Raw genomic sequence first — 25170 nt, 5'->3', positions numbered from 1 at the left:
AAACTAAGGATATTTGATGAGTTTCTATTCCCAAAGTCGTGGCCGTGCCTTTTTATTTAGCACTCTTTCGTTAGCGGTTGTATCAACGCCTAGTGTTGCCGATATGTCGACAACGCCTGTCATTGGTGGCGTATTCAGTTCAAGTGAGGTTTTGAAAAATCAGGTGCTTTCAAGCCTGAGTTACTCGGCCACACTAACTCGCGATGCAGCGATCTTTACGATCGCGGGCGTAACGCTAGATGCGTACATTCTCGCACTGCCTTTAGATGCTAAAACGAAAGCGCGGGTGATCGCTCAGTTGTCTAACCCGACTTACTCCATTCCTTTGGGCTACTTTCTCTATAGTTACTACGATCGCTATTCGGGCTTGGGTAGTGAAGATGTATTTAAAGCATACCTATCGACAATCTACGATGATGAGGTATTAAGAGGTTTTGAACATAGCCTCTACTATGTGGGTGCTGCGCCTGATTCTGATTACAAAGAGCCTGATACGTCCACAGAAGCAACCGGACATCATGAGGGCATTCGAATCGACGAACACTTCATTGCGAACATGGTTGTGATCTACGATGCGCTGTTTGAGATTGGCGTTTGGCAAGATATGGACACATTGCCAGAGAGCTACACCTATTTAACTAACAGTCCTGAAGATTTAGCAATCATTAATCAGATTCAACCGATTATTGTCGAATTAATTGCTCAGGCAGCGTCGGGAATGGAAGAGGGTGACATGAAATCGGCAATGCTCGCAATTGCCGAGGATGGTAAGCCGGAAAATGCCGATAAGTCGAATAACAAAGCACAAGCTCTTACTATCACGCTTATTGATTTTGTTCGCTTGAACTTACTCAAAGCCTACCGACAATTTGTTTATAAAGATGAGCGAGCTGAAGCGCTTGATGATTGGATGCAGCAAGCTTTTGATGAGCAGCCTGACTCTCTAATCCAGTTTTTGGAATCCCAACAGAATAAACGTTTTGCTGTGCAAGTGACGGTAGATGGCTTACAGCAAGGGTTGATTGAGGGTTTAGTTGATGAAAATGCCCCTTTTATTTCGGTTGCTTATCACAATCATAAACAACGTAGTCAATATAAGCCGAGCTTCGAAAGTGTTATTGAGCCAGGTCATCAGCAACAAGTGAGGTTCATGGAAGTTCTATCTGAACAAACCTACCGTGATCCACATTATCTGCCTTTCTTTAAAAAGCTTTATCAAGATCATCGAGACAACATTAGCCGCGTCGGTATCTCGTCGACTCCAACCATCAGCGTGCGTAACCTGCCTATCATCAAAACGGGCGCTAAGGTTTCTGGTGAAGGTGGTACAGGTGTGCCTAACTTCCACTTTGTCGACAGGGATATCGACCGAGCTTATTACTTCTTTGGGAATGATGCTCTACAGCTTGATGTACTAATGGCAGACAACAAGGTACAGACGATGTTTGATCGTCTCGAATACCTTAAAACTCTGAATTGTAATGCTCAATACGATTGGAATGCGCATACAAGTTATGATGGTCTGGTGAACTTAGGCTTAGGGGAGTCATTACGCGATTACGGTGAGAAACGTTGTGTAAAAGAGCTTCAGGCACGCTCTGAAGTTGAAGTCGCTTTACGAGAGAAAAGAACGGCTTTGATAGAAGACATCGAGGCCTACCAGTCTATCTCCAGCTTTGACTTGTTCACCAAGCTCTCTAAAAAAGCGCTAGTTAAACAGTCGATCACTCAGTTGGCGGAGCTTGATGGCAACGGGATGCCAGATTACACCTTGGTGTATAACCCGTGGCCCGATCATTTCGCCCATTTTACAGGGCCTTTTAGTGATGAGATTTTGATGCCAACCGGTGAGTTAAATCGCTTGGATTATTGGATTCGTCAAATTGAGGCGACTTACCAAAGCGCAGGTGTCTACGATAGAACGTTGTGGGGAATGGCAGGGGATCACGGGTTAACACCTGTGTTCTATTCATTGAATCCTGAGAAGCAAGTTTTTGATGGGTTACAAACAGAGCTTGATTACCCAATTGTGGTGAAGAAAATTTCTTCGGATGAAGGTGAGGGGCCTAAAATAACGAATGCGTTGAATTATCCAAGCTCTAAACATGTTGATGTCGTGGTTGCCTCGACCGCGGGTGGCAACTTTATGATGGATTTCTTTAACTCAAAGCAGGGTTGGACTGTACAGCCTGTTTATCAAGAGTTGTTACAGTGGGCGCCCATTGCAGCAAACAAAGGTGACAGCATTAATGTTATTGACGAGATAGCAAAACGCTTACCTGAGAGTCTCGATTATATGGTGGTGAGAGAGAGTGCCTGTGACGAGCGAGCTTGTTCTGTTCGAGTGATCGGCAATCGCGATCTTAAGCGCGTTGACGAGTTGATCACTCGACACGGTGACAAGCTATTTTATGAGTCGTTAATGGGAAATCAGGCACCTACTTTACTGAATATACAAACGTTAAACCCATACCTTGCATCACCGAGTAAAGCTGACTTTTCTGTTTACTCTCGGTTGGTGGAAAAGTGCGTAAACCGTTCAGTTAAAGAAGATGATTCAACGTGGTGTAGTCGCAGTGAGTGGACGGATTTAACCCAATTGACTCCTCGACCTGATTCGGTCAATCAACTGGCTAACATTTATCTTGAGGATAGAGCCGGTACCATTAATTTGTTCCCTAAAGCGGGAATTGGTTACAACACAATAGTGCCGGGGCGTCACGCTGGTGAAGACTATTTAGAGAAAGATGCATTTATCGGATTCTGGGGCTCCCCAATTGGTGAGAACTCATTACCATTAAAGATCGAAGCCAATGGTTCGTTAGCACCGACTCTCTATGAGTACTTGACCGGAGAACCCGTAGTAGCAGGCGAGAATGGTTGGGGATTCCCTTCATTGTTGAATAAGTTGGATATTACTTCAGCTCGTTAATGTTTTATTCTCTCCCTAATGGCTCATTAATGGTTATTTAGGGAGAGAGCCATTCCGACAAAATCCTCATCACTATCATCAACAACTTTATAGCCAAGCGCCTGATAAAATCTGATGGCGCGAGCGTTACTCCTAAAGCTAGAGAGGGTGACTTGATTTCGTTGCTCTCGAAGGGCTTTGGTGTGGATGAGTGACATTACTTTTTTACCGAGCATTTTGCCTTGGTATTGAGGGTCAATGATCAGAAGGTGGATATGATATGCGTTGTCATAAGGTTTGAAGCAGGTAAGCCCGACCTTTTGAGAGTCTCTATACACCCAATGAAACCAAGAGCGGTGGTAGTCGTTTGAGAGGCGGTTACGTTGAAACTCGTCATCCCAGCCAAATACATTGTCGACGTGTTCGAAGATACCTTGCTTAACGCAATCAAACAGGTCGCCAAACTCGGAGCTTAAGACGGTTTCTAATCGAAGTTCTCCGTATATGATAGTCATTCCTTCTATTTCCTTACCCTGAATCTTGGATAAGCAAACAATACCATAAGCGGCTGATATTTATACTAAATGAAAAAGCCACGTAGATACGTGGCTTTTAAACTCATGACATTTAGTTGTTGTCTTCAGCTTCGATTTCGCTAGCGATGTATTGGTTATTTACCTTATAAGTTTCTGCTTCAACTCGTTGATTGGTTAGCGTGTTGAACGTTAAGCCATCTTCATAGCGAGTGTTGTGGTTAACGTAGACGGTTTGATTACCAGAAGTTGTCTGAATAACAAAGCTCAATGCTGATTCATCAATGCTCTGAACAATACCTTCTAGGTCGATATCGTTGTCATTCCAATCTTGTGCATCATCGTCGTGTTCAAATTCGATTTCGGTTGCAACATTGTCACCGTTAGCTTTTTTCGTTGTGACATCAACTTCCGCACCAACGGTTAAGTTCGATTTATTGCCGTCTTCGTAACGAGTGCTGTTATTTACGATAAAGCGACCTTTATAGCTTAAATCAAATGATGATTGGTCGTTCGCCACCCAAGTAATAATGCCTTCGATTTCCGTGTCACTACTGACGTCATCAAAGTCTTCAACTTCCACTTCGTCAGCTTTCAATATTGAGCCTGTCATTGAACCTGTTACTTCAACCCAAAGACCATTAGATAACTCAGAGCTGTAATCGTCGTTATCGATTTGAGCATTTGAATAATCAACGCTGAGGTTTGCGCCAAGTTTGAACGTTGATTCATTTAAATCACTGATTAGTCCTTCAACCTCAACCGATTCTGTTAAGTTAGAGTGTTCGAATTTCACTACCGACAGTACTTTGTAACCTGCGTTAGCGGTCGGTAGAGAAGACACCATCACCCAATCGCCATCTTCAATCTCAGTCGAAAGCGCTGAGAAAGTTAGAGGTATGCCGTTGACTTCAAATGTGCCATTTACGTGGTTGGTATTTGCAATCAGACCTACGATAGTCGGTTCAAGACCAACTTGGGTTCCACTAGCATGAGTGGATGCGCTGCGAGCGTTAGAGGAGATGGAAACCATCATGTTCTTTTCTAGGTCAGCAATCGCGACTTCTTCGCCTGCGTAGTTCGCGCTGCCTACTTGATAGCTATAACCATTAACAACAATGGTATCGCCTGAAACAGAGTCGATCGTGCCTTGGATAGATGAAGGTGTGTGAGCTTCGTTTGTGTTGCTGCTGTCACTACTGCCGCCACCGCAACCAGCTAGGACTAAACTAATCGCTGTAATTAACGCTAACTTTCTCATTTTTATACTCTTTAATAGAATTAATTTAAGTTTATTTGTTTTAATTAGGCGCTATCTTATAGACTCGAACGTGAAGCACTCGTGAAGAAAGGTGAAATAAATCGATGAAAGTTTTGATTGTTGACGATAACCATAGTGTCTCTGAAACCATTGCTGATTATCTCGAGTTAGAAGGTATTGGTATTGACTGCGCATATCATGGCGAAGCGGCATTAAAGCTAGTGGCTGAAAACCATTACGATGTCATTATTATGGATATCATGATGCCAAAATTAGATGGCATTTCGGCGGTCAGAAAGCTGCGACAAGAGCAAGCATGTCGTACTCCTATTCTGTTTCTGACAGCAAAAGAGCAGCTGGACGACAAAATTGCAGCATTCCAAGCGGGTGGTGATGACTACTTGCTGAAACCTTTCGCGATGCAAGAATTGAGTTTACGACTGCACGCATTGGCAAGCCGTGGTCCTAGGCTAGATGTTGGTAAAGTGCGCTTTGCCGATATCACGATGGACTCCCAGACCGATGAAGTGTTCCGTGGTGAGAACCCGATTAAGCTAAGTCGTATTCAATTGAAAATATTGAAAGTGCTTATTCGACATGCCCCAGCAATAGTGTCGCGCAGAGAAGTGATTGACTCAGTTTGGGGAGACGAATCGCCATCGAGTGATGCATTAAGAAGTCACATTTATGGTTTACGTAATGCTCTTGATAAGGGTTTTGAGCATTCAAGATTAGAGACGATTCATGGACAAGGTTACCGACTTAAAGCGTAAAAGCTCAGTCAATGAAAGCACGTACCCAAGTATCTACAAGAAAATTCGTAGAAGTTTTGGGATCATGACACTTGTTATGTTCAGCATGTTCTGGACAGCCATTTATTTGGCCGAAAATCAGATGGAAGTCATTAGCTTACACCACTGGTTAGATACTGAAGCGAACCGCTATACCGCAGAGTATGAGTTATATGGTGAAGATACCTTATTGCCCAATCCGAATGAGTTCTCCACCTATTGGAGCGAGAACGAATTACCCCGTTGGTTAAGTTACTATAAAACACCAGGCTTCTATGAATACCTTCTGGGGGCGGAGGACAAACATTTCATCGTTTTGAAGCATCCTTCGGGCAAGGGGATGATGTACATCGTCTTTCAAGATGATGCAGATGATTACCTAGATAACTACGAGTGGAGCCTCCACTATTACACCATGCTGTTGGGGGGCTTTATTTCCTTGGCTATGGTTTTTTATAGTGTTTATGTCGTGCGTTCATTGTCACGTCCACTGAATCAGATAGAGCAAAAAATCAGTTTAATGCAGCCCGACCAGCCCTCTTTTGAGGTGACAACTGGTTACGCGGAAACCCGTCATATCGAGCAAACTCTACTCGATTCTAAAAACGATATATCGGGCTACTTTCAGCGAGAAGAGGAGTTTAGTCGCTTTGCCGCTCATGAACTTCGTACGCCAATCATGGTAATTCAAGGTTCTGCAGATTTACTCGCCAAAGTCGACAACCAGCCTCCTGTGGCGTTGAAAGCTATCAATCGAGTTCAAGAAGCCAGTGAACAAATGCGTGTTCTGACTGAGATGTTTTTGCTGCTTGGGAAAGAAAGTGTCGATGAACACCGCTTCTCTGAGCATGATTTAGAAACCATGGTCCGACAGCAACTGAAAGAGTTGGCAATTTTGTTTGCCAAACAGGATGCGAGCTACCGCCTTAATGTTTCAAGATCAGCTACCGTGTATGCGCCTGAAAGCTTCATCACCGTGGTCATGAACAACTTAATCAAGAATGCATTTAGCTACAGTATCGGCGACATTGATATTCAATTGATTGAGAAAGAGTTGGTGATCGTCAATAGGCATGATGGTAACGAAACCTATAACGCAGGCTACGGCTGTGGTCTGATTATTGTTCAGCGTATTTGTGAGCGTATGAATTGGCATTTTGAAACCAGAGATGATGGCGAGAGGTTTCATACCTATTTGAATTTTTCTGATGGGAATAAGGTAACTTAACGTTTAGCTAATCACTTAGTGTGACGATTGCGGCCACACTAAGTGTTTGTATGGCTACACCATTTTCAGGGCGTGATGTCGAGTGAGTTGCTTGTGAAGCGAGTCTTTGAGCTCCATGCGTTCTACTTTTAGGTTGTGCATGCTGTCGTCATCAATTGGACTACCCGAGATCTCAAGCTGACGGATGTCGTAGTCGAGTTGATGGTATTTCTGCATGTCCGCTTTGAAGGTTTCGTCGTCGTGGTTGAGTTGAACAATGTCTAATTTTAGCTCTGGGAAATCTAAGATAAAGGCATGGTTTTCATTGAGCATTGGCACTTCCTCTTTCATCAAATTAACTTCAGTATAGAACCTATTTTTGAAGATAAATGTGTCCCTAAACACAAAGCGAGAGTAGGATCAAAAAAGGGCATTAACCTTCCATTGTGGATACGTTAATGCCCTTTGTTATTTCAGCAGAATCAAATATTACTGAGCTTTCTTACCAGAACGTTGTTGCTCTTTGTGTGCCAGTTTTTCTTTTTTGCGCTGTTCGATTAGGTGAGCAGCATCGCCACCTACGTGGGTTTCACCACGCGCATTTGATAGCTGTACTTGCTTTTCACGTTCACGGAAACGCGCTTTCTGCTCCTCAGAGTGCTTATCAAAACACTTAGGACAGCTTACGCCTTTCTCGAAATGCTCAGAGGCTTTGTCTTCTTCTGTGATTGGTAGACGACAAGCGTTACATACATCGTAGCCACTCTTTTCTAGCTGGTGGTTAACGGCAACACGACCATCAAACACGTAGCAATCGCCTTCCCACATGCTCTCTTCTTCTGGTACTTCTTCTAGGTACTTTAGAATGCCGCCTTCAAGGTGGTAAACCTCTTCAAAGCCTTGTTCTTTCATGTAGGCCGTTGATTTTTCACAACGAATACCACCAGTACAGAACATCGCGACTTTCTTGTGCTTCTTCGGGTCTAGGTTATCTTCAACGTATTGAGGGAATTCACGGAAAGTTTCCGTATTCGGGTTTACTGCGTTTTTGAATGTGCCGATATCTACTTCGTAGTCGTTACGAGTATCAACCAAGATCACATCTGGATCAGAGATAAGGTCATTCCATTCGTTTGGCTTAACGTAAGTACCAACAACATGGCGAGGGTCGATGCCTTCAACACCCATGGTTACGATCTCTTTCTTAAGCTTAACCTTGGTGCGGTTGAATGGTTGTTCGTCGTTGAACGACTCTTTGTAAACAACATCCGCTAAGCGAGTGTCTTGCTTGAACCATTGAAGAAGAGCGTCGATAGATTCGCGCTTACCAGCAACGGTACCATTGATACCTTCACTTGCGAGTAACAAAGTACCGCGAATGTTATTGGCTTCTAGAAGCTCAGTTAGCGGTTGGCGAATTTCTTGGTAATCATCAAGTGCTACGAATTTATACAGAGCACATACAACATATTGAGACATGGTTTTTCCTTTCTGCGAGCTGGAACGTAAATCCAGAGCGGTTGCCTATTCTGATCATAGCTGGACATTGAAGCCTAGCTCGTCATGATGGCTTATTAAAATCCGCCGCAGTATAACTAAGGCGATGTAGGACAAAAACCAACCAAGTGTAGGGCTATTTATCACCTGTTTTATTGTGGATTTACGGTTTGAGGAACGAAAAAGCCCTGCTGTACAAATACAGCAGGGCTTGTGTTGAATCTGTCTTACTTAATTAGCGACTACGCTTGGTTAAGTACTTCCGCTAAGCGCTTCACTGCTTCAGTCAGCTCTTCTGGGTTAGCGTTAGTGAAGTTCAAGCGCAGTGCGGCTTTTGCTCCATCTGGCTTTGGATAGAATACTGGACTTGGTACAACGGCTACACCATTTGAAAGTAGGGTCTTAGCCAATTCAAAAGTATCGCACTCTGGAATCTCAACCCAAATGAACATCCCGCCATCTACGGCTTTCAATACACAGTTAGCAGGTAGTTGTTTTTCTAGTTCTGAAAACAGCACTTCATAGCGAGACTTGTACAGTGAACGGATGCTTTCCATGTGCACGTTAAAGTCTTGATGTTTTAGAAGGCCAAGCAGTAGGGCCTGCATCGGAACACTTGAGTGTAAATCTGCGCCTTGCTTCACTTTAATCAGCGGCTCAAGGTAGCTGCGCTTGCCTGTTACCGCACCGATGCGTAAACCAGGTGATGCAATCTTAGAGAATGAACGAAGAACGATAGAGTTATCAGGGCAGAAAGACGAAACCAACGGCAGCTCTGTGCCTGTGAAACGTAGCTCTCGGTATGGTGCATCTTCAATAAACGCGACGTTGTATTTGATACACAGCTCTGCCACTTTTTGGCGAGTCTCTGTTGTCCAACATACGCCCGTTGGGTTATGGAAATCTGGCACCGCGTAGAACATCTTTGGCGATTGCTCGGCAAAGCACGTTTCTAGTTCATCTAGGTTAGGGCCAAATTCGGTTTGAGACACAGTCACAATGTTTGCTTGAACCAAGCCAAACACTTGCATCGCACCTAAGTAGCTCGGCGCTTCCATCACAACTACATCATTCGGGTCAACATATGCACGAGCAATCAAATCTAGACCTTGCTGAGAGCCTGTACAGATCATCGCTGTGTGAGTTTCTGGCAATTGGTAGCTTTGCGTTAGATGGTCAAGCAATGGGCCGTAACCAGCCGTAGAGCCGTATTGGAAAACTTCAGGCATGTTCGCTAGATTTTCTAGCGTTGGCTTCATTAAATCGATTGGGAATGTTTTCTCATCCGGCAGACCACCGGCCAGTGAGATGACGTTTGGATCGCTTGCTGCAGCGAGGATCTCTCGAATATATGAAGATTGAATTTTTTGTAATGACTGTGCGATTTCCATGTGTTGTGTCTCGTCGTTTTCCGTTTTTATTCTATCGCTTGATATTACACGGCAATTGTAAAAACTAGCGTGTCCATTTATGCTCTTAAACATGTCCATTTATGCTATTTAAACGATGTCACGTCAACATATATCTCGAATCAATGATGTTCTGTTCCATATTCATCAAGACATCAGTCAGCCGTTGTCTGCCAAAGCGCTATCTGAGATTGCGGCTTACTCAGAGCAACATTTTCATCGCACGTTCAAAAGTGTGGTGGGGGAGTCGTTACATCAATACATTCGACGTACCCGAATGGAGTATGCCGCTAATCAGTTGATGTTCGATACCCGCTCGTCGGTGGTTGAGATAGCCAATAAATGTGGTTTCAGTTCGGTGTCTTCGTTTAGCCGAGCGTTTAAAGCGACCTTTAATATGTCTCCGGGCGAGTGGCGCAAACACGATTTACAGATCGCCGAAAAGCCTTATTTGAAAGATCCTGAAGTGGCGGCGGGTTATCAAAATGTCGCACAGCGGATACTACCCGAACCCAAAATAGTGGAAACACCTGAACGTATGGCAGCCTATGTTCGCCACACTGGCTATAACCGTTCTATTCGCAATGCGTGGTTGATATTGAAAGCGTGGGCGAACTCTGAGCAACGTGATTTTTCGACCCAGTTTGGTTTGCACCATTCAAACCCTGCTTGGGTCGAAATGGACCAGTGTCGCTATGTGGCGTGTATCGCGATCAGTGAACCGATTAAGTACCGTTGCGTGGTTAATCAGATGGTGATTCCCGGTGGTTTGCATGCCGTGTTTCGACTCAATGGCCGTTATGGAGAGTTGCTACCACAGATCAGTATGGTATTAGAAAAATGGTTACCTACATCAGGTTTCAAGCAGCGTTCAACTCCCGCCTATGTGCATTATCATCAGAATCATTTCCTTAATAGTGATGAAGTGTTTGAACTTGATTTCTATCTTCCCGTGAGTTTTTACTAATCGATGGTTGTGCTGTTTTGTTGAACCAGACTTTGCTCTTTTGTTGGGACAAATTAGCACGACCAATAGCTGCCAACGATTCTATGCAGGTAGACGAAGATAGACACGCTTTGTTGATAATGTACTCCATTAAAAGATGACAACGTACGGATTAAACGATAGCATCACCTTCTTATTGCAAATAGTTCTTAATATCACCTGCTAGTAAACATGACTATTACTCACAAAGATTATCTGAAAATCGCTTTCCCTTTCATTATCTCTACGGTTACTCAGCCTCTGCTCGGTGCCGTGGATACTGCTCTGATTGGGCAACTTGGTATTGCTGAACTGATAGGTGGAGTCGCGATTGGCACCATCATCATGAATACCATGTATTGGTTGTTTGGTTTCTTTCGTGTCAGCACCACTGGGCAAAGTGCAATGGCGTTAGGCAAGGGAGAACGCTCGGAACTGGCAGGCAGCTTGATGCGCCCATTCGTGTTGTCTGGTTTGGTGGGGGTGATCTTTATCTTGATACAACCCCTGATCTGGCAAGGTGCGATGTGGGTGATAGAGCCTGAAGCTAACGTGGCTGATCAAGCGCACATCTACTTCAGTATTTTGATTTATGGCGCACCTTTTGTGCTACTCAACTACACCATTATTGGATGGTTGATGGGGCAGGCGAAAGCCAAAGAAGTCCTTTATACACAAGTGTTTGGCAACGTGCTGAACATTGTATTAGACGCGGTGTTTGTCCTGTATTTCGACTTAGGTGTTGCGGGTGTGGCATACGCAAGTTTGATTGCCCAAATCACCACCTTTGCGATTGGTATGACGCTGGTTATGAAGACCAGCAACATCTCGGTCTCTGAGTTCCTACAAGGCTCGAAGATGACCAAGAAAGACCTGTCGACAATCATCTCTTCGAATACTGACCTACTGTTACGTACAATTTGTATCTTAGTGTTCTTCAATATGATGGCACGTACCGGTTCTAAACTGGGTACCGATGTTCTTGCCGCTAATGCAATTTTGATGCAGGTAACTTTCATTGTTAGTTACATGTTTGATGGTATTGCTAACGCATCGAGTGTATTTGCGGGTAAAGCGGTGGGGCAGAAAAATGCGTCGGTGTTGGATCGTGTGCTAAGGCTTAACTTCCAATGGACCGCAGGTTTCATTGCTGCGCTGACGCTTTTAACTTTGATTTTCAAAGACATGATTGTTTTCTTGTTTACCGATATTCCAGCGCTGGTTGCCTTGTATAAAGAGATGGCCCCGTGGCTGATTGTGTTCCCGCTGGTGGCAGGCTTTGGCTTAACGGTTTACGGCATTTTTACTGGAACAGGAACCACACGTCCGGTTCGAGACTCTAGCATCGCGACTTTGTTGGTGTTCTTGGTTGTCCAAGCACTAGCTGTTGGTGCATGGGGTAATCATGGTTTGTGGCTAGCGTTTACTCTGTTCTACCTTGGGCGTATTGCCTTCCTGTACCCGTTCATCACTCAGGTTAAACAGAAGTGTTACCCGGCAAAAGAGGGTCTTAATGGGGCGACGAATTAACTCTATCTAAAGTCACTTCTAAAACTTTATGAAAGCGCTTGTTTATCTTTACACAGTAAATTTAGACGGCGCTTTTTTGTATCCGATGAGATAGTTAAAATCGGTCAATCAAACAGCAAAAAACTGCGATACAGTTCAATGTTCTCTTTTCATCATGTCGGCCAAATGATAGAGTTGTTATGTTATAACATCTTATCTGTGAGTATTTTCGTGAACGCCCCACTTTTGTCTGTTGACCGACTAACAATCAAAACTTCTTCAAGAACACTTTTCCAAGATATCCACTTCGATGTTGATCGAGGAGAGCTGTTGGCGGTCATGGGGCCTTCAGGCATTGGTAAGTCGATGCTTTCTCGCGCTATTGCGGGGTTTCTGCCAGAGGCTGTCGAGGTGGATGGTCATATTACTTTTGCTGGTGAGGCGGTATGTGGCTTACCAATGCTGCAAAGAACAGCAGCACAAAGGCCAGCGGTTATTTTCCAAGATGCCCTTCAAGCGCTCAATCCGCTCGTTTCCATTGAAGGTCAGCTCAGTTTGGCACTGACAGGGACTCGCACAAAACCTAAGTCAAAAGACAAAACCAAGATCAACGAACTGTTGGTGCAACTGGGTTTCCCAAATCCAGAAACTATTTTGCCGTTATACCCAAGCCAAATCTCTGGAGGACAACGTCAACGAGTGTGTATTGCGATTGGTTTGCTGAGTAACGCCGACATCATCATTGCCGATGAGCCGACCAGTGCGTTAGACCCGGTAACAGAGCAAGAGATACTTAAGCTGATTCGTGACAATGTTAAGCAGCGCCAGATTGGCGGCTTGCTTATTACTCATGATCTACACAGCGCGTTAGCATGTGACAAGTTATTGGTGATCGATGATGGCGGCGTGGTGGCTTATGGAGCACCGAAACATGCGCTTGAATCGAGTTCTCACGCGTTCTGTTGTTCATTGAGAGATCTCATCGAATGAGCTCAGCCTTTCCACTAAATTCAGAAGTCTCGCCGTCAATGCCTGTGATTGATTCAGAAACACAAACACCGATTGAGATTAAGTTCGAGAATGTCGGAGTGCACTATTACTCCATTCCTCGTTGGTTAGGTGGCCAGGCGTTCAAAGCGCTACAGAACATCGACCTTAATGTTGAAGACAAAAGCCTAGCTATTGTTGGACGTTCTGGTGCGGGTAAATCTACGCTGATTGAACTGCTATTTGGACTGAAATCGCCGACCGTTGGTGATATCAGCTTGTTTGGTTATTCATTGCCAATTCGAGATAGCAAAGTGCAAGCGGCAGTATGTCGCCTTATCCAACTGGTGCCACAAGAGCCACACACTAGCCTCAACCCTTACTACACCGTTCGACAGATCTTAGCCGAGCCGTTGAGCAACCTTGATGTTTCTGGCAATCATGAAAGCATCATTGAAGAGACGCTATCGGACGTTGGCTTACCTGCGTCTTTGTTATCACTGAAACCCAATCAACTTTCTACAGGCCAAGCTCAACGTGTGGCGATTGCTCGGGCGCTTGTCGTTAGACCCGCAGTATTAGTTGCCGATGAGCCAACCAGCAGCCTAGATCCGGTGAATCGTCAGAGGCTACTCGACTTATTGAATTCATTGAAAAAGAAGCGTGATATGCGCCTAGTTTTGGTGACACATGATCTAGGGGCAGCAAAGGCACTTTGTGAAGAAATTCTGGTCCTCGACCATGGTGAAATGGTGGAGCACGGATCGACCTATCAAGTGATGAGCATTCCTGCTCATCCAGCGACTCAGATGTTGATCGAATCTCAGCCTCTGTCGAAATCTACTTGTTAAACACAACCTTACTAATTAATAAAATACAGCTATAGAGAAAAATAACTATGCGTTTTAATTCAATCAAATTGGCTTGCGCACTTGCGCTAGCGCTGCCTTTGACAGGCTGTTTTGACTCTCAACCAGAGTCGAGCGAAGCTGCGGTCAAATCTGAAATCCGTGTCGCGATGATGCAGCCACCAAGAACGGGCCTATCGCCACTTTCTGATGATGCGTTTAAGTTATCGCGTTGGAGCACGGCTGAAACGCTAGTTAACCTGAGCCCAGCTTCAGAAGCTGAGCCAATGCTGGCTACGGACTGGCAACAGGTGGATCCACTGACGTGGCAATTCACGGTTCGCCAAGGTGTTAAATTCCACGATGGTTCGACATTAACCGCAGAGTCTGTTGTGAACTCACTACAGAAAGCTCTAGAAGCGGCACCTAAGCCACGCATCCTAGATGGTGTAGAGTTAGAAGTGAAAGCGACGGACAACTACCGCGTAGAGATCAAAACCAGCTTTGATGACCCTCTTTTACCAAGCCGTCTATCAAGCCCTCAGCTAGCGATTCTTGCAGCAAGCGCTTACCAAGAAGATGGTCGTGTAATCCCAACTGGCGCAGGTACGGGCCCGTTTGAGTTGACTGAAATTAACGGAACAACAAGTGCTAAGCTCCAGCGATTTGATGACTACTGGGGCGAAAAGGCGAGAATTGAATCTGTGATTGCAGAGTATGTTCCAAACGGCTTCGCTCGTGCCGCAGCTCTACGAACGGGTACTGCAGACGTCGTTGAAGCGGTGCCAGTTTCACAAATCGCGACCATTGACTCTAACCTGCTTTATGAAGTGGCAATGCCTCGCACTAACACGCTTTACCTGAACAACAAATCGGGTGTATTTAGCGATATCAACCTACGTAAAGTCGCTGCTGCTGCGGTAGACCGTGAGCAAATCGTTAAGACCGTGTACGAAAATCACGCGGATATCGCGCAAGGTCTGTTAGGTCCTGCACTTGCTTGGGCTGAGCCGATTCGACCTGAAGGTCAGGCGGTAGACAAAACGTTAAAAGCAAACGGTGAAAGCATTGTTATCGGTACTTTTACTGATCGTGCTGAGCTTCCAGAAGTCGCTGCACTACTTAAACAGCAACTCGAAGCGGCTGGTTTTAAAGTTGAGCTGGATATCCGCGAATACGCTCAGATTGAAAACGATGCATTGTCTGGCAAGTTTGATGCGTTCATCCTTTCTCGTGCAACCGTTCTGGATTCTGGTGACCCAGTGGCTTACATGATGAGTGACTTTGGCTGTAAGGGTTCATTCAACCTTGGTCAGTTCTGCTCTCAAGAAGTAGACAAAGCATTGACTCACGCAGACCTGCAACCACTAGGTGCGCTGCGTCAGCAAGCGATCATTGAAGCTGAGCAAAAAATACTTAATGACGTCGCGGCTATTCCGCTGCTTCATGAGCGTGTGATTCAAGGTGAAAGCGAGCGTGTAAGCAATGTAGTTCGTGACCCAAGTGAGCGTCGCTTGGTTGACCAAACTACACAGGTCAAAAAAGCGACACAGGTTAACTAAATAAATGCTATCTGCTGAGACTCTGCGTCGAACCTTATTTATCTTGACGCCTTGGCTATCAAGAATCGCTTCATTAATTGTGGTGGTGATTCTTGTTGGCTTGATGCCTGACATTGCCGGCATCGACCCAAGTCAATCCATCCTGCGAGCGAGGGCGGGGCAACAACACCTGCTTACGCCTGAAGCTTTAGCCGCGGTGCGAGCTGATTTACAGCTGGATCGTTCGGCAAGTGAGCGCCTAATCGACTGGGTTGGCAGTGCCTTCTCTGGGGACTTAGGTACATCATGGATAGATGGCTCTTCGGTTGCATTAGGTCTGCAAAAAACAGCGTCTACGTCTTTGTTTTTGATGTCTAGTGCATTGCTGATGACTTTCGTACTGTGCGGTGCAGGTTTACTTGTTACCTTGCGTAGTTGGAAGAAAGGCAAATTAGGGCAGAGTTACAGCAGTTTAAGCACCGTATTAATATCCTTGCCAGAGTACGTGGTGGCTTCGGTATTAATACTGGTGTTCTCAATCTGGTTAGGCTGGCTACCACCGTATGGTTGGCAAGGCTGGCAAGATATCTGGCTACCGAGTTTAGCACTCGCACTGCCCGCTAGCGGCCTATTTAGTCGCCTACTCAGAGACAGTTTACAACGCGTTCTTAATGAACCTTGGGTGATCACTTGGCTCAGTGCCAACGTTCACTCTAATCAAATTATTCGCTTTGCGCTGAAAAGAGCGTTGAGCAGCCTGATCCCACAAATCGCGATGATTGTGATCGGCTTGACGGGTGGCGCGGTCGCAGTTGAGCTTATCTTCTCGATTCCGGGGATCGGGCGCATGATTCTTGGTGCTGCTAAGGCGCAAGATCTACCTATGCTGCAAGGCGGCTTATTAGTATTGCTGCTGTTTTCGATTGCAGTAAGCAGCATCAGCTTATTTGTTCAGCAGTTGATTCTGGGTCATAGCCTGAAAAGCGGCAAGCTAATTAGTAGTCACTCTTCGTTTCGCTTTACCCAGAGCCGCGCCAAGCGTGTCACTGCTTTTGCGATCTTCTCATTCCTAATTGCTATCGTGGTATGGGCGGTATTCCGAGACCCATACACCAGCCAGTTTGCACGTTTGGCATCACCGAGCTGGCAAGCACCTTTGGGGGCCGATGGCATTGGGAGAGACCTGTTAGCGAGAATCGGTTCTGGTATGGTCGAGACCTTCCAAGCGGGTATCTTGGCAACCTTCTTGAGCTTGGTGACGGGCATCATCATGGGCTTCAACACACGTTTTAGCCAAGGCCTTATCGAGATCACTAAGGGCATCCCTTACATCATTGCTGGCCTGTTGGTTGCGGGCTTAACTGGGATGAACCCGAACAGCGCATTAATCGCGATTGTACTGGTATCTTGGGCGCCATTAGCGGCGCACTGTTCAAGTTTAATTGTGGAAGCTAAGGCTCAGCCTTATACGCACCTCGCGCCATTGTGGGGTACTAGCAAGCTGAGCATCTTCCGCTTCTACTTGCTTCCTTATGTGTTACCGCCGCTACTAAGACACGCGTTGTTGAGGTTGCCAGTCATCACGCTAAGCCTGACATCACTGAGTTTCATCGGGTTAGGGGCAAAACCACCAACACCTGAATGGGGTTTAATGATTGCAGAGAACTTGCCATACATTGAGCGCGCGCCATTGGCTGTGATGGGACCAATTATTGGGCTCATTCTGTTGGGTGCTGCCATCAACATGATGTTTGACGACTAACGAATCAGCAAGGGGCTTAAGTTTTCGGTTGGCTATTTATGTTGTAATCTTAGGTCTGCTTTTAGAACTGCTCGAAAGTTCAATAGACCCTAGTTAAGTGTAAAGGATTCAACATGTATCTCGTTTTGTATTGCCACAACATTGGTATGACTGATTTTTCTTTCTTTGAGACGGAAGACTTCGACAAAGAAGAGGGTTATATCGTGCGAGGAAAATGGCCGAACGAAAAAGCGTTTCGTGATTACTTGACCAAAGAATTTGGTGATATGAGTGCGTTCCGAGTGATCGACTTAATTGCCAAAGGTGCAGAAGCAGAACACTACTCGCCAGAAGAGTTGATGCGTTTAGCTCTCTAACTGTTAGCTCATTAGCACGTTTTAAATCGAATAAAGAAATGGCAGCCTGATTAGGCTGCCATTTTTCGTTTTAAGCTAGAGCTCGTCACTAGTAATGAGAGTGAAGCTACTGTGCAACTTCGTCCACCAAGTACAAGATTGATTGATATGGAATGCCACTGTGATGTGACAAACCGATCTCACAAGTTCGGCTGTTACTGAATCCACGAGTACAGTTGCTCGGTACTTGTTCCTTAAGTGGGTGCACCGCTGCTTCATTCAGTTCTGGCGTAGTGAAGCCTTTGTCACCCGCCCAGCCACAACATTGAATATGCTCTGGAACAATCACTTCTTCAGTACACGCTTTAGCAAGGTTTAACATCGCCCCTTCTAAGCCCATTCGGCGAGAGCTACAAGTGACATGCAGCATCACGGTCTCTTTAAGTGGTTCAAGCGTCAGGTGTTCTAGCAAGTATTGGTTCACAAATCCTGTCGGTTCTAGCACTTCTAACGGCTTAGTGAACTGCTCAATACTGCGTTTGGCACACGGGCTGGTGTCCATCAATACTGGGTATTCACCCTGACGACTCGCTTGCCACAACACTTCTTCGAGTTGTTGCGCTTTAGATTGGGCTAAATCGCTCATTCCTTTGCTGTCGTAAGGCATGCCACAACATTGGTCATCTAGCTTCTTCGGAAGAATAACCTCAAATCCGGCTTTGTTAAGTAAAGACATGGTCACTTCCGTTAGAGGACGTTGGTCGCCCGCATCACTCTGTTGCCCCATGGTTCGGCTAGCACACGACGGGAGGTAAACCACTTTCTTTGCGTCATTAGAAGTTTCGGCTGTCATTGGTGAAGCCGTGAGAGAGTAACTGTTGGACTGCGGCATCTCAGGCATCCAAACAGGCGTTACGCCTTTGGTCACTGAGCGCAGGCCATTGGTAAGCTTACCGACCGTGTTTGCCCCCAAGACCTTACTCGCTACTTGATTGGTTTTGAGGCCGGCTTTGGTCAGCTTCGTGGTGGTCGAGAAATGATCCGCTGTCCATTTGGCGATTGGTGTGAACTTCTCATACTTGGCAACACGAAGCTTCTTCACCAAGTCACCCGTATTAATGCCTACTGGACAGCGTTCGGCACACAGACCTGTTGCCGCGCAGGTATCGATGCCTTGGTATTCGAAGGTTTTTTCTAGTTCGCTGGCTTCTATCTCTTCACCTGCTGCTCGTCGGCGTTGCAGTTCTCGGTACAGCACAATACGTTGGCGAGGTGACAAGGTCAGTGTGCGAGACGGGCAGACTGGCTCACAGAATCCACACTCAATACAGCGGTCGACAAGATCGTCGGCAGCTGGCATTGGCTTTAAGTCTGTGATGTGGGAGTTTGGGTTGTCGTTGATGATAACGCCAGGGTTGAGCAACCTTTCTGGGTCGAACAGCGCTTTGATCTGTTGCATCAAGGCGTAACCATCTTTGCCCCATTCCAACTCCACGTAAGGTGCCATGTTACGGCCTGTGCCGTGTTCCGCTTTCAGAGATCCTTGATATTTCACGGCGACAAGCTCGGCTACGTCATCCATGAAACCACCGTAACGGTCGATCTCTTCTTGGCTATCAAAACCTTGGGTAAACACAAAGTGCAGGTTGCCTTCCAGAGCGTGGCCAAAAATGATCGCCTCGCTGTAGTCGTATTTATCGAACAGCTCTTGCAGCTCTCGAATGCCATTTGCAAGATTTTCGACTGGGAAAGCAACATCTTCAATGATGACCGTCGTGCCGACTTCACGCACTGCGCCAACGGCCGGGAACATGCCTTTACGGATGCCCCACAGGGTAGCGACAGTCTTAGGATCGGACGTGAAAGGGACAGATTCGACAATCGTGTAATCAGCTAATGCATCCAAAATTGATTTACATTGTAAATCTAAGTCCTGCTGGGAGCTGGCGTGTGATTCCACCAAAATAGCTGCAGCTTCTAGATCTAGGCTTGGCATGAACGCAGGCATACCCGGTTTATCCGCGACAGAACGTAGCGCTCTACCGTCCATTAACTCAACAGCAGCAACCGGAGTTTTGGATAGCGTAGTCACAGCCTTACTGGCTTGCTCGATATCGGCAAACACCAACAGAGCAGAGGCTTTGTTCGGGTGTTCAATCACTGTGTTGTAAGTGATCTCAGCGATGAAGCCTAGCGTGCCCTCTGAACCGATCATCAGGTGTTTAATGATTTCGATTGGGTCGTGGTAATCGACTAATGCATTGAGTGCGTAGCCCGTGGTGTTTTTAAGGCGATACTTGTGGCGGATTCTGTCGGCGAGTTCTTGATTTGAGCTGGTTTGACGGTGTAATTCAGCAATACCATCAAACAGCGTTTTGTGTGACTGCTTGAATGATTCAACGCTAGCACTGTCTGCGGTATCGAGCAGGGTGCCATCGCTCAATACGACTTTCATGCTTTCGACCGTGCGATAGGAGTTCTGCGCAGTACCACAACACATGCCACTGGCGTTGTTCGCTGCAATACCACCAATCTTACAGGTGTTGATAGAGGCTGGATCTGGGCCTATTTTACGTTGGAACGGGGCAAGGTATTTATTGGCATCAGCGCCAATTACACCGGGTTGAAGAATGATTTGATTGCCGTTATCGACAATCTCATGGCCACGCCAATCGTCGGTCAGAGTGATAAGTACTGAATCTGAAACCGCTTGTCCTGAAAGACTGGTACCGGCCGCGCGAAAGGTAAAATGAATGCCCAGTTCACGACAGCTTTGAATCGTGAATATCACTTCCTCTAAGTTTTTAAGTCTTAGAACCATTTTCGGCACCAAGCGATAAAAACTCGCATCGGTGCCGTAAGCCAATCGCTTTGCCTCTTGCGTGACAATGCGTTCCGTTTCTATTTTCTGAGCCAGTATCGCCTCAAGCTGCTGATAAGCTTTGGCGTCAACTACTCGCTCATGGGATGTGTTTGTCTCCATCTTTGCTTCCTTGTGCTTCTTATTTGGCACTGATCAGGGCGTGTTGACCTTTCGTGGTTAAATTTTGTTCGAGATAAAAGCGTTTTAATCGCGGCGAGGGGGAAGTAACCTAGTATTCTAAGCAAATCTCCCTCAACAAAGAGTAAAACGCTTTTAGCCGAACCCTTCGGGCAGCGTTTGCTGGTCATTTCTACTACGTTATCGGCTTCTCATGTAGGCTAGCTACACATCGACGCCTCTGCCTTGTATAAACACCCAGCAACTCGCTGCAAAAATCAGCTCGAAAGATCAACACGCCCTAGCTTTTTATTTTATTTTCCAGTGCTTAAACGGTGTCACAACGGCAGTGGAATTGCTGTGACATCGATTGAACTTCAGTCTAAGTAGACCCAAGCATTACAGTGAATCAACGGGCTTACTCTAACCCCACCAAAGATTCACGAGTTAAGTCTTTGATTGTCTTTGCGCCAGTTAATGTCATGGCAACGCGCATCTCTTTGTCGTAAAGGTCGAGTAGGTTCTCAACGCCGGCTTGTCCTTGAGCTGCTAATGCGTATACGAAAGAACGGCCAAGCAAGGTGCAGTCTGCGCCAAGTGCCATCATGCGAACCACATCTAAGCCAGTTCGAATGCCAGAGTCGACCAGAATCTTGGTATCGCCTTTCACTGCATCAGCAATCGATGGCAGCGCTTTGGCACTTGATAGAACGCCGTCAAGCTGACGACCACCGTGGTTTGAAACGACGATACCGTCTGCGCCAAATCTCACCGCGTCTTTTGCATCTTCTTCGTCGAGAATACCTTTGATGACCATTGGGCCGTCCCAGAAATCACGAATCCACTCTAGGTCTTTCCATGAAATCGACGGATCGAAGTTGTCACCTAACCAACCGATGTAGTCTTCCAGCTTGGTAGGAGAGCCACGGTAAGTAGAGATGTTGCCTAGGTCGTGTGGTTTACCCAGCAAGCCGACATCAACTGCCCAACTAGGATGACGCATAGATTGGAATACGCGGCGTACTGCTGCATTTGGTCCACTCATTCCGGAATGCATGTCACGGTAGCGAGCGCCGGGTACGGGCATATCAACCGTGAAAACCAGTGTGGTCACGCCTGCCGCTTTTGCACGCTCTAGTACGTTCTTCATGAAGCCACGATCTTTGAGCACGTAAAGTTGGAACCACATTGGGCGTTCAATCTTAGGGGCTACTTCTTCAATCGGGCACACTGACACGGTCGACATGGTAAACGGAATGCCTTTGTTGTCTGCGGCTTTGGCGGCTTGTACTTCACCGCGTCTTGCATACATACCCGTTAAACCAACAGGCGCCAGTGCAATTGGCATCGCTAGCTTCTCGCCAAATAACTCGGTTTCTAAATTTAGGTCCGACATGTCGTTGAGTACGCGTTGTTTTAGCGCAATCTCAGCAAGGTCAGCCGTGTTGCGGCGTAGGGTATGTTCTCCGTAAGAGCCACCATCAATATAGTGAAAAAGAAACGGTGGTAATTTCGCTTTTGCTGCGGCGCGGTAATCAGTCGATGCGGATATGATCATAATTTCAGTCCTAAATTCTTGGGATGTTGCTCTTCTTTGAGAGCTTGGTTTGGGCTGCTTTAATTCGGGAAAATGGCGTTAATACCCGTGGGTGTTGATGTGTTCTAGTATCCATCCCGGAACTCATCAACTGTCTTATTAGACGGTGTCGCTGTCGGGGAATTGAGTATTAACGCCAAGTGCTTTTGTAACGACTTATGGTCTACATAAGTGCGTCTGTCATATTGAAACCGTAGATAACCACTAGGCCGATGATGCCCGTCATCACCAAGTAATAGAACGTAGGGATAACGGTTTTACGTAGTGTTGCACCTTCACGTCCTAGTAGGCCTACCGTTGCCGAAGCGGCTACCACGTTGTGAATCGCAATCATGTTACCGGCTGCTGCACCAACGGCTTGTAGGGCAACGACGACTGCACTCGAGATAGTCAAGGTCTGCGCTACTTCGAATTGGAACTGGCTGAACATCATGTTGGAAACGGTGTTCGAACCTGCAATGAAGGCACCTAACGCTCCAACAGTGGCACTCAATGCTGGGAATGCGCTGCCAACTAGGTCAGCTGCAAAGTTGGCTGTTGTTACAGGCATACTCGCTAGGTCAGCTGCGTTCACACCAGAGTTGATGAAGATACGAACCATAGGGATGGTGAATACCAGTACGAAACCTGCACCAATCAGTGTTTTACTTGATTCACCGAATGCTTTCGCTAGTGGCGCTGCGCTGCGGCCTTGAATCAGAACAGCAACCAGCGCAACAAATACTAGGATACCGCCCGGCAGATAAAGAGGTTGAATCGCTGTGCTTACGCCAGTCTCACCAAGGATGTTGCTGAATGAAAGGCTAACGCTCTTCAGTAGGCCTTTGAACTCAGGGCTCACACGGCTAGCAACCAAGGTCACCGCTAGCAGCACGTATGGTGCCCATGCCATCGCCATGCTCATTTTCTTATGGCTTTGATTGTTGTCATCAAGGTCGATTTTCAGAGAACCTAACCATTCTGCTGGCCACTTCTCTTCGCTCTCGAAATCCCATTTTGATTTTGGAACGAGGAAGCCACGTTTTGCTGCAGTAACCACAATTGCTAGGCCGACTAGACCACCAATTAGAGACGGGAACTCAGCACCTAGGAAGACACCTGTTAGTGCGTAAGGGATGGTGAACGCTGCACCAGCAAACAGTGCGAACGGTAGAATGTCTAGACCTTCTGTCCAACTTTTGTTCTTACCGAAGAAGCGAGTCAGCATCATTGCCATTAGTACTGGCATCATCACACCCACAGAGGCGTGAATCAGTGCCACACTTGAGGTGATTTGTTGCAGGTAAGCGTCCCAAGTAGAACCGTGAGCAATCAGGCTTTCACCGATGTTGTGCGTGTCCAAACCTTTGTTCACACCAACGATAATTGGAGTGCCAACCGCACCGAACGATACTGGTGTCGATTGGATCATCATGCCCATCAGTACCGCAGCAAGCGCAGGGAAGCCGATCGCAACCAGTAACGGTGCTGCAATAGCTGCAGGTGTGCCGAAGCCAGATGCGCCCTCAATGAAGGAGCCGAAACACCAAGCGATGATGATCGCCTGAACACGACGGTCAGCGGATATGTCCGTGAAGCCGTTGCGGATGGTGGTGATAGCTCCGGTGTGTTTCAAAGTGTTTAATAAGAAGATGGCGCCGAACACAATCCAGAGAACCGACACGGTAATGCCGAAGCCTTGAAATACAGAAGCCAGCACGCGAGTGCCAGACATATCCCAAGCAAATAGGGCAATAGCAACGGTTAATGCAAATGCCACTGGCATCGCTTTTTTCGCAGGCCAGTTCAGGCCGACCAGCAGAATCGCTGCAACAACTATTGGTGAAAAGGCCAATAGAGCTAGTAGAGTTTCACTCATGGGTACTTCCTCGTACTGTTTTCAAACGTTCATGTTTGAAGTAGATAACACGTTATGGGTTGTCATTTTTGATTCGCTATTGGCCTCTAAGCGGGAACCATTTGGGTGCGAATCTTGTAATTGGAATGACTCTTTTGTAATTGTTTTGTTAATTTGGCGTGAATTTACCCCTTTATTTTTTATTGATATAGGGAAATAATGAAAATAATTAATTCCAAAATTGGCATAATCAGATGCGAGCAGATGATTTGATCCTGTTTTCACAGGTAGTAGAACTGGGCAGTTTCAGTAAGGTAGCAGAGCAAAATAACCTTACAAATTCGGTAGTTAGTAAAAGAATTGCTCGTTTAGAGGAAGAGATAGGGGTTCAATTATTATATCGCACAACGCGTAAATTAACGCTGACAGAGGCAGGTAAGGCGATACTGCATGGAGCCAAAAATGTGAAGCAGGCAACCCAAGAGGCTATGGATGCAGTTTCAGGCTTTGGTGAAAATGTCAGCGGTCACATCAAAATGTCAGTGCCCACTATCTCTGGAGATTTGATTCTGGCAGACGCCGTTGCCGAGTTTTGTAATATGCACCCAGGTTTAACGGTCGATATGTCACTGGATAATCGCTTTGTTGACTTAGTAGAAGATGGTTTGGACTTGGTGATTCGTACCGGTTACCTAGAAGATTCCAGCTTGATTGCGCGACATATATTGGATTCACAATGGGTGGTGTGTGCCTCGCCCTCGTACATTGCTAAGAACGGTAAACCGATGCAGCCCAAAGACTTAATTGAGCACAACTGCTTGCAATACGCCTATCAAACCACAGGGGCGAGTGAGTGGCAGTTTCTGCATAGCAAAGACGGTTGTACAGACAACGACAAATATATCGTGCGTGTTTCGGGCTCTTTCTCGACAGACAACGCGACTGCATTAAGAAAAGCTGCGCTGGGTGGACATGGCGTTGCGTACGTGCCGCGTTGTCTGGTTTATCACGATATTCGTAACGGTCAGCTGGTGGATATCTTCCCTGACTTAGTGGGTAAGAAGCTCGGTATTTATGCGGTGTACCCTTTTACGCGCCAGCCGCCCAACAAGATTAAGTTATTGATTGAACACATCAGAACTCGTTATCTGACGATTTCACACTATTTTTAATAAGGATC

The 25170-nt window shown here is 46.2% G+C and carries 19 protein-coding genes; 11 read left to right on the top strand and 8 right to left on the bottom strand.

Features of this window, described 5'->3' with window-relative positions; all coding sequences use genetic code 11:
- Positions 1-16: 16 nt before the first annotated feature.
- The gene (locus F0228_RS02675; RefSeq protein ID WP_171761864.1) at positions 17-2932 is read left to right on the top strand and encodes an alkaline phosphatase family protein; all 2916 of its coding nucleotides are present in this window, start codon (positions 17-19) and stop codon (positions 2930-2932) included.
- 26 nt (positions 2933-2958) lie between these two features.
- Here F0228_RS02675 and F0228_RS02670 read toward each other — a convergent pair whose 3' ends face one another.
- A complete protein-coding gene (locus F0228_RS02670; protein WP_171761863.1) occupies positions 2959-3426 on the bottom strand; it encodes a GNAT family N-acetyltransferase in 468 nt (155 codons plus the stop codon).
- Between the two features lie 112 nt (positions 3427-3538).
- Positions 3539-4705, bottom strand: coding sequence for a DUF5666 domain-containing protein (locus F0228_RS02665; protein ID WP_171761862.1), 1167 nt, complete (start codon positions 4703-4705; stop codon positions 3539-3541).
- A 104-nt stretch (positions 4706-4809) separates the two neighbouring features.
- Between F0228_RS02665 and F0228_RS02660 the strand changes: the two genes are divergently transcribed.
- Positions 4810-5478: a response regulator transcription factor gene (locus tag F0228_RS02660; protein WP_061032939.1), complete on the top strand. Its 669-nt coding sequence runs from the start codon at positions 4810-4812 to the stop codon at positions 5476-5478.
- A complete protein-coding gene (locus tag F0228_RS02655) occupies positions 5450-6724 on the top strand; it encodes a HAMP domain-containing sensor histidine kinase (protein WP_171761861.1) in 1275 nt (424 codons plus the stop codon). Before F0228_RS02660 ends, F0228_RS02655 begins: the two co-directional genes overlap by 29 nt.
- A 54-nt stretch (positions 6725-6778) precedes the next feature.
- Here the strand turns inward: F0228_RS02655 and F0228_RS02650 are convergent, their stop codons facing one another.
- From F0228_RS02650 to F0228_RS02640, 3 genes are all read right to left on the bottom strand, one after another.
- Positions 6779-7036 carry a YdcH family protein gene (locus F0228_RS02650; protein ID WP_032498145.1) on the bottom strand — a complete coding sequence of 86 codons (258 nt, stop codon included), beginning with the start codon at positions 7034-7036 and terminating at the stop codon, positions 6779-6781.
- Between the two features lie 156 nt (positions 7037-7192).
- Positions 7193-8182: a rhodanese-related sulfurtransferase gene (locus tag F0228_RS02645; RefSeq protein ID WP_171761860.1), complete on the bottom strand. Its 990-nt coding sequence runs from the start codon at positions 8180-8182 to the stop codon at positions 7193-7195.
- A gap of 260 nt (positions 8183-8442) precedes the next feature.
- On the bottom strand, positions 8443-9591 hold the full coding sequence (locus F0228_RS02640; protein ID WP_171761859.1) for a PLP-dependent aminotransferase family protein: 1149 nt from the start codon (positions 9589-9591) through the stop codon (positions 8443-8445).
- Positions 9592-9706: 115 nt separating this feature from the next.
- Here F0228_RS02640 and F0228_RS02635 point away from each other — a divergent pair, with 115 nt between their 5' ends.
- The 7 genes from F0228_RS02635 to F0228_RS02605 all read left to right on the top strand — a co-directional run bounded on the left by F0228_RS02635 (position 9707) and on the right by F0228_RS02605 (position 17597).
- Complete coding sequence (locus F0228_RS02635) at positions 9707-10576, top strand: AraC family transcriptional regulator (RefSeq protein WP_171761858.1); 870 nt, start codon at positions 9707-9709, stop codon at positions 10574-10576.
- A gap of 210 nt (positions 10577-10786) precedes the next feature.
- The gene (locus F0228_RS02630; protein WP_171761857.1) at positions 10787-12124 is read left to right on the top strand and encodes an MATE family efflux transporter; all 1338 of its coding nucleotides are present in this window, start codon (positions 10787-10789) and stop codon (positions 12122-12124) included.
- A gap of 210 nt (positions 12125-12334) precedes the next feature.
- Positions 12335-13093, top strand: coding sequence for an ATP-binding cassette domain-containing protein (locus F0228_RS02625; RefSeq protein WP_116871543.1), 759 nt, complete (start codon positions 12335-12337; stop codon positions 13091-13093).
- Positions 13090-13941 (top strand): ATP-binding cassette domain-containing protein, encoded by an 852-nt coding sequence (locus F0228_RS02620; protein WP_116871054.1) that lies wholly within the window; start codon positions 13090-13092, stop codon positions 13939-13941. The genes F0228_RS02625 and F0228_RS02620 overlap by 4 nt, the downstream gene beginning before the upstream one ends.
- Positions 13942-13988: 47 nt before the next feature.
- Positions 13989-15500 carry an ABC transporter substrate-binding protein gene (locus F0228_RS02615; protein WP_171761856.1) on the top strand — a complete coding sequence of 504 codons (1512 nt, stop codon included), beginning with the start codon at positions 13989-13991 and terminating at the stop codon, positions 15498-15500.
- 4 nt (positions 15501-15504) lie between these two features.
- Positions 15505-17241, top strand: a complete 1737-nt coding sequence (locus F0228_RS02610; protein WP_171761855.1) for an ABC transporter permease subunit — start codon at positions 15505-15507, stop codon at positions 17239-17241.
- 113 nt (positions 17242-17354) lie between these two features.
- Positions 17355-17597 carry a hypothetical protein gene (locus F0228_RS02605; protein ID WP_171730362.1) on the top strand — a complete coding sequence of 81 codons (243 nt, stop codon included), beginning with the start codon at positions 17355-17357 and terminating at the stop codon, positions 17595-17597.
- 106 nt (positions 17598-17703) lie between these two features.
- Here the strand turns inward: F0228_RS02605 and F0228_RS02600 are convergent, their stop codons facing one another.
- The 3 genes from F0228_RS02600 to F0228_RS02590 form a co-directional block, all read right to left on the bottom strand.
- Positions 17704-20559, bottom strand: a complete 2856-nt coding sequence (locus F0228_RS02600) for an FAD-binding and (Fe-S)-binding domain-containing protein (RefSeq protein WP_171730363.1) — start codon at positions 20557-20559, stop codon at positions 17704-17706.
- Between the two features lie 415 nt (positions 20560-20974).
- Positions 20975-22114, bottom strand: coding sequence for an FMN-dependent L-lactate dehydrogenase LldD (gene lldD, locus F0228_RS02595; RefSeq protein ID WP_171730364.1), 1140 nt, complete (start codon positions 22112-22114; stop codon positions 20975-20977).
- Positions 22115-22316: 202 nt separating this feature from the next.
- Entirely contained in the window at positions 22317-24011 is a 1695-nt protein-coding gene (locus F0228_RS02590) for an L-lactate permease (protein WP_061032951.1), read from the bottom strand.
- A 233-nt stretch (positions 24012-24244) separates the two neighbouring features.
- On the opposite strand from F0228_RS02590, the gene F0228_RS02585 reads away from it, so the two are divergent.
- Complete coding sequence (locus tag F0228_RS02585) at positions 24245-25162, top strand: LysR family transcriptional regulator (RefSeq protein WP_061032952.1); 918 nt, start codon at positions 24245-24247, stop codon at positions 25160-25162.
- The last annotated feature ends 8 nt before the right edge of the window (positions 25163-25170 follow it).

Origin of the sequence: Vibrio sp. 99K-1, assembly GCF_013114585.1 — a bacterium.
GTDB lineage: Bacteria > Pseudomonadota > Gammaproteobacteria > Enterobacterales > Vibrionaceae > Vibrio > Vibrio chagasii_B.
Note: the sequence above shows the minus strand (reverse complement) of the source record. Positions and strands in the feature narration are given on the sequence as shown.